The sequence below is a fragment of the Comamonas sp. BIGb0152 genome, from assembly GCF_024809975.1.
GTDB lineage: Bacteria > Pseudomonadota > Gammaproteobacteria > Burkholderiales > Burkholderiaceae_C > Comamonas.
In genome coordinates this window covers 463,559-478,459 of sequence record NZ_JANUDY010000001.1, presented here as the reverse complement: position 1 = coordinate 478,459, position 14,901 = coordinate 463,559, and the positions used below count along the sequence as shown (strand labels likewise).

The following is a 14,901-nucleotide window of genomic DNA, read 5'->3' as shown; positions in this document are numbered from 1 at the left end:
GCTCAGATATCGCTGGCTTTGGTGCGGGGGTCGATCCAGGCATAGAGCAGGTCCACCACGAAATTGACGATCACCACCATGGCGGCCAACAGCATCACGCAGTTGCGCACCACCATCAGGTCCCGGTTGGCAATGGCCTGAAAAATCAGCCGCCCCATACCGGGCAGGTAAAAGACGTTTTCGACCACGATGGTGCCGGCCATCAGCTCGGCAAACTGCAGACCCATCACGGTAACCACGGGGACCAGCGCATTGCGCAGCACATGGCCATAAAGCGCTGCGCGCTGCGACAGGCCCTTGGCCCGGGCGGTGCGCACAAAATCTTCGCGCAGCACCTCCAGCACCGACGAGCGGGTGATGCGCGCCAGGATGGCCGCCTGCACCACCGCCAAGGACAGCGCTGGCAGCATCAGCGACTTGAGGGCCGCCCAGGGCGAGCCGCCTGCAGCCTCGGTCCAGCCCGGAAAGCCGCCGGCCGAGAACCATTTGAGGTGCACGGAAAACAGCAGAATCAGCAAGATGGCGAACCAGAAATTGGGGATGGCAATGCCCAGCTGGGCTAGGCCCATGACGCTCACATCGCCGATCTTGTTGTGGCGGCTGGCGGCATAGATGCCAGCGGCCAGCGCCACCACGGTGGTAATGGCCATGGCCATCAAGGCCAGCGGCAGGGTGAGGGCCATGCGCTCGGCAATCAGCTCGATGACGGGCGTGCCGTAGCTGTAGCTGTTGCCCAGGTCCAGTTGCACCAGGCCCGATATCCAGTGCACATAGCGCTCCCAGGCGGGCTGGTTCAGCCCCAGCTGCTCGGCCAGCTCTGCAACCGCCTCGGGCGCTGCATCGGGGCCCATCAGCATCTGGGCGGCATTGCCCGGCAAGATCTCCAACACCAGGAAGACGACAATCGAGGTGCCCAGCAAGGTGAGCAGCAAGGTGAGTGTGCGCTTGAGAATGAATAAACCCATGGATAGCCGTCGTGGTTAGGAAAGGCGCGCAGACCTGCCGATGTTGTTGTAATTTTCGGAGCGGCAAGCATAACGTGAAGAATTCCGACACACCATACATGCTTACTCGCAGTGCTACGAGTATGGCTAAGGAGCTCGCGGGATAATGTCGCTCATGTCACACTTCACCCCCCGCGCTGGAATCTTGGAGACGCAGCCATGGCCTTGATGATTACCGATGAGTGCATCAACTGCGATGTCTGCGAGCCCGAGTGCCCCAACGATGCCATCTCGATGGGGGAGGACTACTACGTGATCGATCCGCACCGCTGCACGGAATGTGTGGGGCACTTTGATGAGCCCCAGTGCGTGCAGATATGTCCCGTGGCCTGCATTCCGGTGCACCCGGATTTCCAGGAAGACAAGCCCACCTTGATGCAGCGCTATGTGCGCTTGCAGGCCGACAAGGGGCTGTGACCGCCGCGCGGCTGCGCTGGCGGAGGGTGTCTGCCAATAGACGTGGGCGCGCAGCCCCGGGGGCTCAGACGGGCTGAGGGCGCGGCGGCTTGGGGCGCTGCGGTTTGGTGGTGTGGATCTTGAGCGTGGCCTTTTCCATGTCGCCAGCCAGCAGCTCGGGGGCGGCCTGCAGCGCATGGATGATGCTGTCTTCGATCAGGTTGCGTTGGTCCGGCGCCGGTTTGCGCAGCACCCAGTTGGGCACTTCCTGCTTGTCGCCGGGGTGGCCAATGCCGATGCGCAGGCGCCAGTAGTCGGCCGAGCCGAGCTGGGCATGGATATCGCGCAGGCCGTTGTGGCCGCCATGGCCGCCGCCGCGCTTGAGCTTGACCTGGCCGGGAGGCAGGTCGAGTTCATCGTGCACCACCAGCACCTCTTCGGGCTTGATCTTGAAAAAGCGTGCCAGCGCACCCACCGACTTGCCCGACAGGTTCATGAAGGTCTGGGGTTCGAGCAGCCACACCGATTCGCCTTGCACCGAGGTGCGGGCCACCAGGCCGTAGTAGTTGCGGTCGGGCACCAGCTGCAGGCGCAAATCCCGGGCCAGCGCATCAATCCACCAGAAGCCGGCGTTGTGGCGCGTGCCTTCGTACTCTGGGCCAGGGTTGCCGAGGCCAACAAACAGCTTGATCATGGGCGGAGTCAACAGGGGTTGGGAGAATGAAAAAAGGCTGCATTGACCAGCAATGCAGCCTGTGGCTTGCAGACGCCAGGGGCGTCAGCAGCTTGCTGTGCGATTAAGCAGCAGGAGCTTCGCCTTCAGCAGGTTCTGCAGCAGCAGGAGCGGCCACGGACACCAGTGCAGGGTTGGCTTGCGAAGCCAGCTTCACGCCCTTAGGCAGTGCGATGTCCTTCAGACGGATCGTAGCGCCCTTTTCCAGCTTGCTCAGGTCCACCGCGATGAATTCGGGCAGGTCCTTGGGCATGCAGCTCACTTCGATTTCGGTCACCACTGGGGTCACCAGCAGCTTTTCAATCTTGACGGCAGGCGACTCTTCAGCACCGCTGAAGTGCACTGGCACCTTCATGGTCAGTGCGGTGTTGGCATCGACGCGTTGGAAGTCGATGTGCAGCACCAGTTGCTTGTAAGGGTGGTATTGCACGTCGCGCAGCAGCACTTGGCTCTTGGCGCCGTCCAGGTCCAGCTCCAGCACGGATGCGTGGAAGGCTTCCTTCTTCAGGGCGTACCACAGGGTGTTATGGTCCACTTCGATCAACTGAGGCTCAGCAGCAGCACCGTAGATGATGCCAGGCGTACGGCCAGAATTACGCAGGCGGCGGCTCGCACCCGTACCTTGCTTAGCGCGCGCAAAAGCGACAACGTTCATATCATTACTCCAATGTGGGATGAAACCGCGACCAGTTCACCCGGTTAAAAAGGCCGCTACAAGATGCAGCGGCCAGCGAAAACTATCTATTTTAGCAGAAAGCAGAAAAAGGGCCTTGCAGGCCCTTTTGTCAGTCAGCTTCCTGGAACAGGCTCATCACCGATTCGCCAGTAGCGATGCGGTGGATTGTCTCTGCAATCAGCGGCGCCACCGACAGTTGGCGAATCTTGCTGCAGTTGCGGGCATTGGGCGACAGCGGAATGGTGTTGGTCACCACGACTTCGTCCAGTGCTGCGCCATTGCCGATGCGCTCGATGGCGGGGCCCGAGAAAATAGGGTGGGTGCAGTAGGCGTAGACCTTCTTGGCACCACGCTCCTTGAGCACCTCAGCGGCCTTGACCAGGGTGCCTGCGGTATCGATCATGTCGTCCATGATCACGCAGTTGCGGCCATCGATGTCGCCGATCACATGCATGACTTCGGAGACATTGGCCTTGGGGCGGCGCTTGTCGATGATGGCCAGATCGCAATGGAGCTGTTTGGCCAGCGCGCGGGCACGCACCACACCGCCGACGTCAGGAGACACGACGATCAGGTCTTCGTAGTTCTTCTGGCGCAGATCACCCAGCAACACCGGCGATGCATAGATGTTGTCCACCGGAATGTCGAAGAAACCCTGGATTTGGTCAGCGTGCAAGTCCATGGTCAGCACGCGGCTCACGCCAGCGGCTTGCAGCATGTTGGCCACGACCTTGGCCGTGATAGGCACACGGGTCGAGCGGACGCGACGGTCCTGGCGGGCATAGCCGAAATAGGGGATGACAGCGCAGATATGCTCAGCCGATGCACGCTTCAAGGCGTCCACCATCACCAGCAATTCCATCAGATGGTCATTGGTGGGTGCGCAAGTAGGCTGGACCACAAACACGTCGCGGGTGCGCACGTTCTGCTTGATCTCGACCGTGACTTCGCCGTCAGAAAAACGGCCTACGTCTGCGTCGCCCAAGTGGGTGTGGAGGTTTTGCGCAATTTCAGAGGCAAGTTCGCGGTTCGCGTTGCCTGTGAAAACCATGAAGTCTGGATGATGGGCTTGCATAGCGTCCCAGTGGGAATGGGTTAGCTGTGTGCGTTGCTTGTACGCGGTAAGAAAATTGGCAGGGGAAGAAGGATTCGAACCTTCGCATGCCGGAATCAAAATCCGGTGCCTTAACCAGCTTGGCGACTCCCCTACAAGAATTGGTGCTAAGCGTCACCAATCCTTTAAAACTTTCAGTCTTTGGTCCATCCTCTTAGAGGATGCTCCATCAGACTTGTGCAATCTCTCACTGTCCAGTCTCGTGAAAAACTACTCTGGCAGCTATTAGCTTGCATTTTCTTCACTGCGAAAACTGCGCTACCTGAGCCCGTCATTCTAGCATGTAATCCTTGCGATTTTAAAAAGTCAGAAACTTTTTTTATCGAAGGGCACAGGCTTTCTGCGACCGGCTGCAAGTCGTTTCGACCGAAGTCAAATTTCTCTGCAGCGAAGCTCGATATTGTAGCAGCTTCTGAATCGCGTTTTAGGTTCGGACTTGAAAAAATAAGTTTCGTATCCAGACCCTCTTGCGGCTTCACAACTACCAGCGCGGTGTCTGCTAGTTGCTGCTCGTTTTCGAGTGGACGTATTATGTCACCGATTCCTTCGACCCAAGCCGACTTTCCGAAAATAAAAAACGGAACATCGGCGCCCAGCTGCAGGCCAATGCGCTGCAGGTCGCTGCGCGTCAATCGCAGGTCCCACAACTGGTTCAAGGCCAGCAAGGTACTGGCGGCGTCGGATGAGCCGCCGCCCATGCCGGCTTGCGCGGGCAGGTTTTTGTGCACGCCAATGTGCACCCCCTTGTTGCAGCCCGTGGCTTGCTGCAAAGCCCTGGCCGCGCGGGTGATCAGGTCATCGGCGGGCAGGGGGGTGTTCAGGTCTTCGCGGCTGATCTGGCTGCCGCTGCGCAGCTCAAAGTGCAGGCTGTCTGCCCAGTCGATCAGCATGAAGACGGACTGCAGCAAATGGTAGCCGTCAGCGCGTCTTCCGGTGATGTGCAAGAAGAGGTTGAGCTTGGCAGGTGCGGGAACGTCGTACAGCGTACGCATGGATCAGGGTCTCACAAAAAAATCATGGCGCGTCGAGCACGATGCGCAGGCTTGCCTCGGGCAGCGGATCGCTGCGGCGGGCCAGAATTTTGCCCTCGTCGCGTGCTTGCAAATCGGCCTGCCAACCGGCGGCCACCGTGGGCTTGCCTTGCAGCCAGTCAAACAGCGCGGCTATCGGCAAGCTGGTGCCCAGCAGCGTTTGCGTCAACTCATCGAGCGAGCTGGCTTGGCGGGTCTGCGTGCCTTGCTGGGCGCTGGCCTGGCCGGGTGACCACTGCACGCGCGCCACGATATTGCCCAAGGGGTTGAGCAACACCAGCTCGCCAGCGGCAGGGCTGCCGGAGAGCTCAAAACTGCCGCTGGTGGTCTGCGGCGGGCTGTCCAACACCTGCACCGACATGCGGCCCGACCAGTAGGATGTGCCCGGCGCTGCCTCCAGCTGGCGCGCTGCGGTGCTGCAGCCTGCCAGCACCAGCAGCCCGGCGCCGGCGATGGCCAGGCAGATCTGCCTGCGCTGCAAGCTCATGGCTTGGCCCCCAGGCGCTCCATGGTTTTCTTGACCATGTCGTTGTTGGGCGCATCCTTGCGCACGGTGCGCAGCAGCTCCTGGGCAGACTCCGTCTTGCCCTGCTTCCACCAGACCTCGGCCAGGTGGGCGCCAATCTCGGCATCGGGCTGCTTGGTGTAGGCCTGCTCTAGCAATTGTGCGGCGCGTTCGAGGTTGCCCAGTTTGAACTCCACCCAGCCCAGGCTGTCGGTGATGAAGGGGTCGCCCGGCGCCATGCTCAGCGCTTTTTCGATCAAGGTCTTGGCCTCGTCGAGCTTGAGGCCGCGATCAGCCAACGAGTAACCCAGCGCGTTATAGGCATGGTGGAAATCCGGCTGCATCGCAATCAGCTTGCGCAACTGCGCTTCGGCCAGGTCCATGTTGTTCAGGCGCTCGGCCAGCATGGCCTGCTCATACAGCGCATCGGGGTCCTGGGGTTGCAGCGCCACCATGCGGGTTTGCAGCTCCAGGGCCTGGGCATAGTTCTTGGCGGTCTTTTGCAGCTGCACCTGCGCGGCCAGCTTGGCGCGCATCTCGCCGGCATTGCCTTCGGGCAGTTGCGCCAGCAAGGCGGCGGCCGCATCGTACTGGCCTTGCTGCATCTGGATGGAGGCCTTGCGCAAGGTGGCCAGCGCGGTATTGCCGGCCTTGGCGATCTCATCGGCCCAGTGGTCGGCTTCGGTCCACTTTTGCTGGGCTTCGGCCATCTGCTCGCGCAGCATCAGGCTTTGGATGCGCACGTCGCGCTGCAGCATGGCCGAGGGGAATTTGTCGATCAGGGTATCGAGCTTGAGCAGGGAGACATCGGCCTCCGGGTACTGCTTGAGCTGGGCCTCCAGTGCGGCCTTCAGCATCCAGGCGTCGGCAGAATCCGGGCTCAGGCGCGTGGCGTTCTCCAGCTGGGTTTTTGCCTCGGCAAAACGCTCGGCGTTCATCAGGCTGCGGGCATAGGCCAGGTGCGCCTCGCCGCTCTTGGATTTATCCAGGAAGTCGATCACCAGCGACTCGGCACCGGGCACGCCGGCGTTGACCAGATCGGCGGCCAGCTTGGCACCGCTTTCATTGTTGGCATTGAGCTGCAGCGATTTGCGCGCGGCCTCCAGGGCCTCCGTCTGCCGGCCTGCCGCCAGCTCCATGCGGCCAATGGCGGCCCAGGAATCGGGGCCGGTGGCGGGGTTTTCCAGCTCGGGGGTGAGTGCTTCGCGCACGATGCGGGCGGCTAAGGTCTGGTCACTCAGGCGGCGGTAGATGCTGGGGATGGCGCGGATCCATTCCAGCTTCTCATCGGGCTTGGCCAGCGCGATTTCCTGCTTGAGCAGGGGGCCGGTTGCCTCGCCCTGGTTGGTTGACAGCATCACCTGCAGCAAATAGCGGCTGGCGGCACGCGATTGGGGGAAAGCGCTTTTCCAGGCATCGGCCACCAGGGTGGCGCGCGTGGCTGAGCGCGAGAGCAGCGCCAGTTGCGCCGTGCGCTGGTAGACCTTCTCGTCGCCCGAGCGGCGGGCGGCATCGAGCAGCAATTCCACGCTGGTCGCGGCATCACCCCGGTAGGCGTACATCTCGCCCAAAAGCAGTTCGTAAAAAAGCTCCGCATCCAGCTCGACTCTGGCATCATCGGCCCGCTCGGCCGCCGCCAAGGCCAGCGGCCGCTGGGCAGCGCCCTGCTGCGGTGTATGGGCTGGGGCTGCGAACGCAGGTGCCAGCATGCCAGTGGCCAGAAAATAAGCCAGTAAACGAAGTTTTTGCGTCATCGGCCGATAATAAACGATGCCCAAGGGCCTTGCAGAAGGAAGAAAGTGCCAGAGTTACCAGAAGTGGAAGTGACGCGGCGAGGACTGATTGCGCCGCTGCAAGGTGCGCGCATTGCGTCGGTGCGTCTGGGAAAGCCTTTGCGCTGGCCGCTGGGCATCGAGGCCGCGGCCCTGGCCGGCCGCACCATCACCGATGTGCAGCGCAGGGGCAAATACATTGTGCTGGTGCTGGACCAGGGCGTGGTGTTGGTCCACCTGGGCATGTCCGGCAGCCTGCAGGTCAGCCAGCTGGATGCGCCCGCTGGCCCGCATGACCATTTCGACCTGCGCACTGACCACCATCTGCTGCGCCTGCATGACCCGCGCCGCTTTGGTGCTGTGGTCTGGTCGCCCGATGCCTACTCCGGCATGGCGGCCAAGCTGTTCGCCAACCTGGGCGTGGAGCCCTTGGAGAGCGGCTTTAGCTTTGAGCACCTCTGGGCCGGTCTGCAAAAAACGCGCATGCCCATCAAGCAGGTGCTGCTGGGCGGCCAGGTGGTCGTGGGCGTGGGCAATATCTATGCCAGCGAGGTGCTTTTTTTGGCCGGTATTGCGCCCACCAAACCGGCCAACGAAACCACGCGGCCCCAGGCGCGGCGCCTGCATGCGGCGATTGTGGAAGTGCTGACCCGCTCGATTGCGCTGGGCGGCAGCACCTTGCGCGATTTTGTCCAGGTCAATGGCTATGCTGGCGCCTTCCAGGCGCAGGCCAGCGTGTATGGCCGCGCCGGAGCGCCTTGCCAGCAGTGCGGCCAGCCGGTGCAGGTGATGAAGCAAGGCCAGCGCAGTACCTATTACTGCAAGCGCTGCCAAAAATAAAAGCAGGCAGGGCCGGCCGCCCAAGTGCCGCCATGCCAACCGATAACTAGCCCCGAGAACAGCGACAGTGAGCCGATTTTCCGAACAGATCGTGGCCTGGCAAACAGCCCACGGACGACACCATCTGCCCTGGCAGAACACCCAGGATGCCTACCGCGTCTGGCTCTCAGAGATCATGCTGCAGCAAACCCAGGTCAGCACCGTGTTGGGCTACTACGACCGGTTCTTGCAGCGCTGCCCCACGGTGGCCGATCTGGCTGCGGCCAGCGATGAAGACGTCATGGCCTTGTGGAGCGGCCTGGGCTACTACAGCCGCGCCCGCAACCTGCACCGCTGCGCCAAAGAGGTGATGGAGCGGTTTGCTGGGGCGTTTCCGCACACCGTGGAAGAACTCTCGTCCCTGCCGGGGATCGGCCGCTCCACCGCGGGCGCGATTGCCTCGTTCTGTTTTGCGCAGCGTGCCGCCATTTTGGATGCGAATGTCAAACGGGTGCTCACCCGCGTGCTGGGCTTTGGAGATGACCTGGCCAGCAGCGCTGCCGAGAAAAAGCTCTGGCTGCTGGCAGAAAGCCTGCTGCCCACCACCGACCTGGCGCAAAACATGCCGCGCTACACCCAGGGCATGATGGATATGGGCGCCACCATTTGCACGTCCAAAAAGCCCAGCTGCCTGCTCTGCCCGGTGCACAGCGATTGCGTGGCCCATCGCCAGGGCCAGCCTGAGCGCTATCCCGTCAAAACCAAGAAGCTGAAGCGCAGCGCCGCCAGCTGGTGGCTGCTGTGCTGGCAACGGCCCGACGGCGCCGTGTGGCTGGAAAAGCGCCCGGCGCCCGGCATCTGGGCGGGCCTGTTCTGCATGCCGGTGCTGGGCAGCGAGGACGCGTTGCTGGCGCAGTCTGCCCGGAACGGTGCCAGCTCCGCCCCCGAGCATGGCACGGCTTTTTTGCATGTGCTGACCCACAAGGACCTGCATCTGCACCCGGTGCGGGTGCCGGTGGCCGCTGATTTTGTGCCTGCACAGCCAGGCCAGTGGTGCCTGCCCGCACAGTGGCCGGACATGGGCTTGCCCGCACCGATTCGCAGTTTGCTGCAGCGCGGGTTTTGAGCGGAGTGGGCTGCTTGCCGGGCTGCATCGACCGGCGTGGATTGCAGTGCTTGTCCTGCAACTGGCACCGCAGCCCCGCGCTTAGACTGCAGCCATCTTTTGGCTTTGAAAGTGCTGCATGGAACCCACTGTCCACCCCTTCTCGTCGCTGTTCCAACAACTGGGCTTGCCCGACGATGACGCATCGATCCGCGAATTCATCGAATCACACCGACCGCTGCCCGATACCCTGCTCATGGCCGATGCTGCATTTTGGTCGCCAGCGCAGGCGCGCTTTTTGCGTGAAAGCATCGCAGCCGATGCCGATTGGGCCACGGTGGTGGACCAGCTCAGCGTGGCCTTGCGTGCCGCGTAATTAACTCTTTTTGGCGCTCAGCTCGCGGTGGCGCTGCAAGGTGGTCCAGCGGCCTTGAAAGTGCTGGGCCAGTGCATTGACCAGATAGACCGAGCGGTGCTGGCCGCCGGTGCAGCCCACCGACACGGTGGCATAGCTGCGGTGGTTCTTCACCAGCTCGGGCAGCCAGTTGTCCAGAAAGCGGATGATGTCCGCCTGCATCTGCAGCACCTTGGGCTGCTGCGCCAGAAAATTGGCGACCGGTGCCTCCAAGCCCGTGTGGGGCCGCAGCTCGGGCTCGTAGTAGGGGTTGGGCAGCATGCGCACATCGAACATGTAATCGCTATCGATGGGGATGCCGTGTTTAAAGCCAAAGGACTGGAACAGCAAGGTCAGGCTCGATTGCGGCGCCTGGATCCAGTCCTTGATGTGGGCCTGTAGCTGCGAGCCGCGCATATTGCTGGTGTCGATGACATGGGCCTGCTCGCGCAGGTCGGCCAGCAGGGCACGCTCCTCGTCAATCATCTGCGCCAGCGCGCGCGGGCCTTCCTGCAGTTTCTCGTTGGTCAGCGGGTGGCGCCTGCGGGTTTCGGAAAAGCGCCGCATCAGCGTGTCGCGCTGCGCATCCATGTAGATCAGCCGCACCTGGGCGCCGGCCGCGCGCAGCCGGTCGAGTTGCTCGGGCACCAGGTACAGGCCCTTGGCGCTGCGCGCATCCATGGCAATGGCCACGCGGCTGCCGTGCTGCCAATGCTCCAGCGACACCAGCGCTTGCAGCAGCTCGGGCGGAAAGTTGTCCACACAGTAGTAGCCCACGTCTTCGAGCGCATGCAGTGCCACGGACTTGCCAGAGCCGGCCATGCCGGTGATGACCACCACTTCCAGCGCTTGTGAGGCAGATGTCTTATCGGTCATTCATTCCTCCGGCAATCATCTCTTGGGCATGGGCCCGGCTGGTGGCGGACAGGTTCTCACCGCCCAGCATGCGGGCAATTTCATCGACGCGTGTGCCATCGGCCACCGTGCGGATATGGCTGGTGGTGCCCGTTTTGCTGCGCTGCTTGGCCACCAGCAAATGGTGGTCGCCGCGCGCGGCCACCTGGGCCAGGTGGGTAACAGCCAGCACCTGGCGGTCGCGGCCCAGGCTGCGCATGACCCGGCCCACGGCATCGGCCACGGCGCCGCCAATGCCCGAATCAATCTCGTCAAAAATCAGGGTCGGCGCATGGCCGAGCTGGCTGGTCGATATCGCAATGGCCAGCGAGATGCGCGAGAGCTCACCGCCCGAGGCGACCTTGGCAATGGGCTTGGGATCGGTGCCGGGGTGGCCGGCGACCAGCAGTTCCACATCGTCAATCCCATCGCTGCGCGGCTCGCGTGCGGGGCTGACCTGGGCCACAAAGCGGCCGCCTGCCATGCCCAGGTCCTGCATCGCCGTGGTGATGGTGGTGGACAGGCGCTTGGCCGCTTGCTGGCGGGCCTTGCTGAGGACGCTGGCCACTTTTTGGTAGGCCTGTTGTGCTTGCTGGGCATTCTGGGCCAACTGCACCATGTCGGACGAGGCTTCCAGCGCCAGCAGCTCGGCATGCCAGCCCTGCAGCAGCGCGGGCAGGTCTTCGGGCGCGCGCTTGTAGCGCCGCGCCAGCGATATCCAGCTGCCCAGGCGCTGGTCGAGTTGTTCCAGTTTTTCCGGATCCAGATCGGCATGGCGCAGATAGCCGTTGAGCGAGCGCATCACATCATCGAGTTGGGCCAGGCAGGACTCCAGCGACTCGGCCATGGCCGAGAAGCCGGGCTCCACATGGGCCTGGTCCTGCAGCGCATGCAGGCTGCGGTTGACCTGGGTGAGCGCGCCGCCGTCTTCGCCTTCCAGGCTGGCGATGGCGCTGTTGGCCGCATCCATCAAGGCCTGGGCGTTGGACAGGCGGCCGTGCTGGGTGTTGAGCTCTTCCCACTCCTGCGGGCCAGGGGCCAGCTTGTCGATTTCGGAGATCTGCCAGAGCAGGCGTTCGCGCTCGCGCTGGTGGGTTTCCTCCATGCTGCGCGCCTGCTGCAAGGCTTTGTCAGCGCTGCGCCACAGCACATAGGCGCGCTGGGTGGGGGTGCTGTCGGCGCCGGCATAGGCGTCCAGCAGCTGGCGCACCGATTCGGGCTGGGTCAGCCCCTGCCAGGCATGCTGGCCATGGATATCGACCAGGGCACCGGCAATGCTGCGCAGCTGGGTGGCGGTGGCGGGCACGCCATTGATCCAGAACTTGCTCTTGCCCTGGGCATCAATCACGCGGCGCAGCAGCAGGGATTCTTCGCCGGGCATGTCGTTGTCGGCGAGAAAAGCCTCCAGCGCGGGCGGGGTGTCGAACTCGGCCATCAGCTCGGCGCGGCTGGCGCCCTGGCGCACAAAGCCGGTATCGGCCCGGTGGCCCAGCACCAGCTGCAAGGCATCGATCAGGATCGATTTGCCCGCGCCGGTTTCGCCGGTCAGCGCGGTAAAGCCGGGCTGGAAATCCACTTCGAGCTGCTCGACAATCACGAAATCGCGCAACCCAATGCGTTTGAGGCTCATGGGGTGATGCCCCCTTCGTTCCAGCCGAGCTTTTTGCGCAGGGTGGCGTAGTAGTTCCAGCCACGGGGGTGCAAAAAGCGGGCCTTGTGCGGTGCGCTGCGCACCAGAATCTTGTCGCCGCGCTGGATGGAGGCGAGCGATTGCATGTCGAAATTGGCTGCCACATCGCGCCCGCCCACCACCTCGATCGAAATCTCTTGGGTGTCGGGAATCACGCTGGGCCGGTTGGACAGCATGTGCGGCGCAATCGGCGCCATCACCCAGCAAGGCACCGTGGGGTGCACGATGGGCCCGCCCACCGACAGCGCATACGCAGTCGAGCCCGTGGGCGTGGCGATGATCAGGCCGTCGGCGCGCTGGTTGGCCACCAGTCGGCCGTCCACTTCTACCCGCAGCTCGACCATGCCCGAGGTACCGCCCCGGTTCACCACCACGTCGTTGAAGGCCAGGGCCTCGAATACGCACTGGCCTTCGCGCATCACGCGGGCATGGATCATCGAGCGCACTTCTTCCTCGTACTCGCCGGCCAGAATGGCCGACAGCGGGCCCATGAAGGTCTGCAGCGGTACATCGGTGACAAAGCCCAGGCGCCCCTGGTTGATGCCGACCAGGGGCGTGTTGTAGCGGGCCAGCTCGCGGCCCACGCCCAGCATGGTGCCGTCGCCCCCCAGCACAATGACCAGGTCGCAGCGTTCCCCCACTTCTTGCATGCTGAGGGTGGGGTAGTGTTCCATGCCGGTAAAGGCCGCGGTCTCTTTTTCCAGGAATGCCGTGCCGCCTTGGGCCTCGATATAGCAGGCGATCTGGCTGAAAGCCGCATACGACTGCTGGCGCACCTCGGCAGTGGGCGGCGCATGGTGTTTACCGATCAGGGCAATATGTTGAAAGCGAGACTGCATACGCAAATTACATCATCAAAGTGGTGCAATCTTTTTGAATTTCTTGAGCAGCCCCAGGTGGCAGCTGCAGCCGGGCCCGCGAAGGCATGCTGCAGCGCTGGCTGGGGCTGGGCCTGCAGCTGCCCTGGCGCCTGGATGCAGACGCTCTTGGGCAGCTACCGCGCCATTGTTGCATGGCCGCAAAAATCCAGAGTGCTGCAGCTCCATCTTTGTGCCTGGCTGTTGGGCCTTGCATCCGCGCTGGGTGGGCACTGCGTCTGCGCAGGGTGCACCAAGACCGTTGGCGGTGGGCGGTTGCCTGGGGCGTTGGGCCCCTGCATGACCTTGGATCTGCACGGGAGGAGGCAATGGGCGGCCAGGACGCGGATAAAATGCGCCCATGCTTGATGACCGCGCCCGGCTGCTGCTCAAAACCTTGGTGGAACGCTATATAGCGGACGGCCATCCGGTGGGCTCACGCGCACTCACCCAGGCACCCGGGCTGGATTTTTCGCCGGCCACCATCCGCAACGTGATGGCCGACCTCGAAGGCCTGGGCCTGATAGCCAGCCCCTACACCTCCGCTGGCCGCATCCCCACTGCCAAGGGCTACCGCCTGTTTGTCGACACCATGCTGACGGTGGACCCGGACCAGGTGGTCTCGGCGGAGATTGCGCCCGAGCAGCCGCAAAAGGTGATCACCAGCGCTGCGGGCGTGCTGTCCGAGCTGTCGCAGTTTGTGGGCGTGGTGCAGGCACCGCGCAAAAGCTCGGCCTTCCGCCATATCGAGTTTTTGCGCCTGTCGGAAAAGCGCATTCTGCTGATCCTGGTCTCGCCCGACGGCGATGTGCAAAACCGGGTGATCTTCACCGAATCGGACTACTCGCAAAGCCAGCTGATCGAGACGGCCAACTACCTCAACGCCCACTACGCCGGTTTGGCGATGGAGCAGGTGCGCCAGCTGTTGCGCAAAGAGGTGGACAGCCTGCGCGACGAGATTGCCGCGCTGATGCTGGCTGCCGTGAATGTGGACGAGGACGGCGATGAAGCCCCGCATGAGCTGGTGATTGCTGGTGAGCGCAATTTGCTGGCCGTCAGTGATTTCAGCAACGACATGACCAACCTGCGCCGGGCCTTTGACCTGTTCGAGCAAAAGACCCAGATCCTGCACCTGCTGGAGAACTCCAACCGCGCCGAAGGCGTGCAAATCTACATCGGCGGCGAGAGCCAGCTGCTGTCGGTTGAGGAGCTATCGGTCGTCAGCACCCCCTACCAGGTCAACGGAAAAATCGTCGGCACTTTGGGCGTGATCGGCCCCAAACGCATGCCTTATGAAAAGATGATCCAGATTGTTGGAATCACCTCCAAGCTCGTCTCCAACGCACTGAGCCATCCCAAATAGACGCTAGAATGCAAAGCTTCACCCCTTGCGGGTGGTGGTGTCGGGGCGTTAGCTCAGTTGGTTAGAGCAGAGGACTCATAATCCTTTGGTCGCGGGTTCAAGTCCCTCACGCCCTACCAGATTCATTAGCTGCACAGCTATCATTTTTGATGCTGTGTGGCTTTTTTATTGTTGGTGGTGGGTCTCCATGCTGGATGTCTTGCCCGCGCTTTGAACCTGTCACTCTCCTGGGGTGCTGCTGAGAGCGGCTGATACAAGGTTCTATGTTTTTCGTCAAGCAGCGTTGGGCAGCAACTGCTCCGGGTTGAAGGTTTCCTGGCCCTTCCAAATGGCAAATGCCACCCGTAAAAGCTTGCGAGCCAGGCTCATTCGCTTCATGTGTAGACCATCGCATGCGGCGGGGCCGGTTGGGTGTTTTGCAACGTTCCGCTCAGCTTCGGTTTGCTGGTTGATGTTCGCGGCTTTGCGTAGTCGATATGTGCTTGACCAGCTTTCTATGGCAGCGTACCCATTTATTCTTGAGAATAAAGATAATTTATCCATGCACA

At 62.4% G+C, this 14,901-nt stretch carries 16 protein-coding genes and 2 tRNA genes; 6 read left to right on the top strand and 12 right to left on the bottom strand.

The window, feature by feature from the left end:
• Window positions 1-2: 2 nt before the first annotated feature.
• On the bottom strand, window positions 3-965 hold the full coding sequence (locus M2375_RS02155; protein ID WP_259163633.1) for an ABC transporter permease: 963 nt from the start codon (window positions 963-965) through the stop codon (window positions 3-5).
• 198 nt (window positions 966-1,163) lie between these two features.
• Here M2375_RS02155 and M2375_RS02150 point away from each other — a divergent pair, with 198 nt between their 5' ends.
• The gene (locus M2375_RS02150; RefSeq protein WP_259163631.1) at window positions 1,164-1,421 is read left to right on the top strand and encodes a YfhL family 4Fe-4S dicluster ferredoxin; all 258 of its coding nucleotides are present in this window, start codon (window positions 1,164-1,166) and stop codon (window positions 1,419-1,421) included.
• A 64-nt stretch (window positions 1,422-1,485) separates the two neighbouring features.
• Here M2375_RS02150 and pth read toward each other — a convergent pair whose 3' ends face one another.
• The 7 genes from pth to M2375_RS02115 all read right to left on the bottom strand — a co-directional run bounded on the left by pth (window position 1,486) and on the right by M2375_RS02115 (window position 7,213).
• Entirely contained in the window at window positions 1,486-2,094 is a 609-nt protein-coding gene (pth, locus tag M2375_RS02145; RefSeq protein ID WP_259163630.1) for an aminoacyl-tRNA hydrolase, read from the bottom strand.
• Window positions 2,095-2,197: 103 nt separating this feature from the next.
• Window positions 2,198-2,788: a 50S ribosomal protein L25/general stress protein Ctc gene (locus M2375_RS02140; RefSeq protein ID WP_259163629.1), complete on the bottom strand. Its 591-nt coding sequence runs from the start codon at window positions 2,786-2,788 to the stop codon at window positions 2,198-2,200.
• A gap of 130 nt (window positions 2,789-2,918) precedes the next feature.
• Complete coding sequence (locus M2375_RS02135) at window positions 2,919-3,884, bottom strand: ribose-phosphate pyrophosphokinase (protein ID WP_259163628.1); 966 nt, start codon at window positions 3,882-3,884, stop codon at window positions 2,919-2,921.
• Window positions 3,885-3,940: 56 nt separating this feature from the next.
• A tRNA-Gln gene (locus tag M2375_RS02130) sits at window positions 3,941-4,017 on the bottom strand.
• Between the two features lie 40 nt (window positions 4,018-4,057).
• Window positions 4,058-4,915 carry a 4-(cytidine 5'-diphospho)-2-C-methyl-D-erythritol kinase gene (ispE, locus tag M2375_RS02125; RefSeq protein ID WP_259163627.1) on the bottom strand — a complete coding sequence of 286 codons (858 nt, stop codon included), beginning with the start codon at window positions 4,913-4,915 and terminating at the stop codon, window positions 4,058-4,060.
• 22 nt (window positions 4,916-4,937) lie between these two features.
• Window positions 4,938-5,441, bottom strand: a complete 504-nt coding sequence (locus tag M2375_RS02120; RefSeq protein WP_259163626.1) for an outer membrane lipoprotein LolB — start codon at window positions 5,439-5,441, stop codon at window positions 4,938-4,940.
• Window positions 5,438-7,213, bottom strand: a complete 1,776-nt coding sequence (locus M2375_RS02115; protein WP_259163625.1) for a tetratricopeptide repeat protein — start codon at window positions 7,211-7,213, stop codon at window positions 5,438-5,440. The genes M2375_RS02120 and M2375_RS02115 overlap by 4 nt, the downstream gene beginning before the upstream one ends.
• A 45-nt stretch (window positions 7,214-7,258) precedes the next feature.
• Here M2375_RS02115 and mutM point away from each other — a divergent pair, with 45 nt between their 5' ends.
• From mutM to M2375_RS02100, 3 genes are all read left to right on the top strand, one after another.
• Window positions 7,259-8,071, top strand: coding sequence for a bifunctional DNA-formamidopyrimidine glycosylase/DNA-(apurinic or apyrimidinic site) lyase (gene mutM / locus M2375_RS02110; protein WP_259163624.1), 813 nt, complete (start codon window positions 7,259-7,261; stop codon window positions 8,069-8,071).
• 67 nt (window positions 8,072-8,138) lie between these two features.
• Window positions 8,139-9,176, top strand: a complete 1,038-nt coding sequence (gene mutY / locus M2375_RS02105; protein WP_259163622.1) for an A/G-specific adenine glycosylase — start codon at window positions 8,139-8,141, stop codon at window positions 9,174-9,176.
• A 118-nt stretch (window positions 9,177-9,294) separates the two neighbouring features.
• A complete protein-coding gene (locus tag M2375_RS02100) occupies window positions 9,295-9,531 on the top strand; it encodes a DUF2789 domain-containing protein (RefSeq protein WP_259163621.1) in 237 nt (78 codons plus the stop codon).
• Here the strand turns inward: M2375_RS02100 and rapZ are convergent, their stop codons facing one another.
• From rapZ to M2375_RS02085, 3 genes are read right to left on the bottom strand one after another with little or no spacing between them, the layout of a single operon-like run.
• Window positions 9,532-10,425 (bottom strand): RNase adapter RapZ, encoded by an 894-nt coding sequence (rapZ, locus tag M2375_RS02095; RefSeq protein WP_259163620.1) that lies wholly within the window; start codon window positions 10,423-10,425, stop codon window positions 9,532-9,534.
• A complete protein-coding gene (gene recN, locus M2375_RS02090; protein ID WP_259163619.1) occupies window positions 10,415-12,073 on the bottom strand; it encodes a DNA repair protein RecN in 1,659 nt (552 codons plus the stop codon). Before recN ends, rapZ begins: the two co-directional genes overlap by 11 nt.
• Window positions 12,070-12,972 (bottom strand): NAD kinase, encoded by a 903-nt coding sequence (locus tag M2375_RS02085; RefSeq protein WP_259163618.1) that lies wholly within the window; start codon window positions 12,970-12,972, stop codon window positions 12,070-12,072. Before M2375_RS02085 ends, recN begins: the two co-directional genes overlap by 4 nt.
• Before the next feature lie 379 nt (window positions 12,973-13,351).
• Between M2375_RS02085 and hrcA the strand changes: the two genes are divergently transcribed.
• On the top strand, window positions 13,352-14,353 hold the full coding sequence (gene hrcA / locus M2375_RS02080) for a heat-inducible transcriptional repressor HrcA (protein WP_259163617.1): 1,002 nt from the start codon (window positions 13,352-13,354) through the stop codon (window positions 14,351-14,353).
• A gap of 42 nt (window positions 14,354-14,395) precedes the next feature.
• Window positions 14,396-14,472 (top strand) — tRNA-Ile (locus M2375_RS02075).
• A 154-nt stretch (window positions 14,473-14,626) separates the two neighbouring features.
• Here M2375_RS02075 and M2375_RS02070 read toward each other — a convergent pair.
• Window positions 14,627-14,896, bottom strand: coding sequence for a hypothetical protein (locus M2375_RS02070; RefSeq protein WP_259163616.1), 270 nt, complete (start codon window positions 14,894-14,896; stop codon window positions 14,627-14,629).
• Window positions 14,897-14,901 lie beyond the last annotated feature (5 nt).

What these genes read in the sequence shown, in the direction of transcription:
- ispE (WP_259163627.1), bottom strand. Translation starts at nt 4,915, where the DNA reads ATGCGTACGCTGTACGACGTTCCCGCACCTGCCAAGCTCAACCTCTTC.
- M2375_RS02070 (WP_259163616.1), bottom strand. Translation starts at nt 14,896, where the DNA reads ATGGATAAATTATCTTTATTCTCAAGAATAAATGGGTACGCTGCCATA.
- pth (WP_259163630.1), bottom strand. Translation starts at nt 2,094, where the DNA reads ATGATCAAGCTGTTTGTTGGCCTCGGCAACCCTGGCCCAGAGTACGAA.
- M2375_RS02115 (WP_259163625.1), bottom strand. Translation starts at nt 7,213, where the DNA reads ATGACGCAAAAACTTCGTTTACTGGCTTATTTTCTGGCCACTGGCATG.
- M2375_RS02140 (WP_259163629.1), bottom strand. Translation starts at nt 2,788, where the DNA reads ATGAACGTTGTCGCTTTTGCGCGCGCTAAGCAAGGTACGGGTGCGAGC.
- M2375_RS02155 (WP_259163633.1), bottom strand. Translation starts at nt 965, where the DNA reads ATGGGTTTATTCATTCTCAAGCGCACACTCACCTTGCTGCTCACCTTG.
- M2375_RS02120 (WP_259163626.1), bottom strand. Translation starts at nt 5,441, where the DNA reads ATGAGCTTGCAGCGCAGGCAGATCTGCCTGGCCATCGCCGGCGCCGGG.
- M2375_RS02100 (WP_259163621.1), top strand. Translation starts at nt 9,295, where the DNA reads ATGGAACCCACTGTCCACCCCTTCTCGTCGCTGTTCCAACAACTGGGC.
- M2375_RS02085 (WP_259163618.1), bottom strand. Translation starts at nt 12,972, where the DNA reads ATGCAGTCTCGCTTTCAACATATTGCCCTGATCGGTAAACACCATGCG.
- recN (WP_259163619.1), bottom strand. Translation starts at nt 12,073, where the DNA reads ATGAGCCTCAAACGCATTGGGTTGCGCGATTTCGTGATTGTCGAGCAG.
- M2375_RS02135 (WP_259163628.1), bottom strand. Translation starts at nt 3,884, where the DNA reads ATGCAAGCCCATCATCCAGACTTCATGGTTTTCACAGGCAACGCGAAC.
- M2375_RS02150 (WP_259163631.1), top strand. Translation starts at nt 1,164, where the DNA reads ATGGCCTTGATGATTACCGATGAGTGCATCAACTGCGATGTCTGCGAG.
- rapZ (WP_259163620.1), bottom strand. Translation starts at nt 10,425, where the DNA reads ATGACCGATAAGACATCTGCCTCACAAGCGCTGGAAGTGGTGGTCATC.
- hrcA (WP_259163617.1), top strand. Translation starts at nt 13,352, where the DNA reads ATGCTTGATGACCGCGCCCGGCTGCTGCTCAAAACCTTGGTGGAACGC.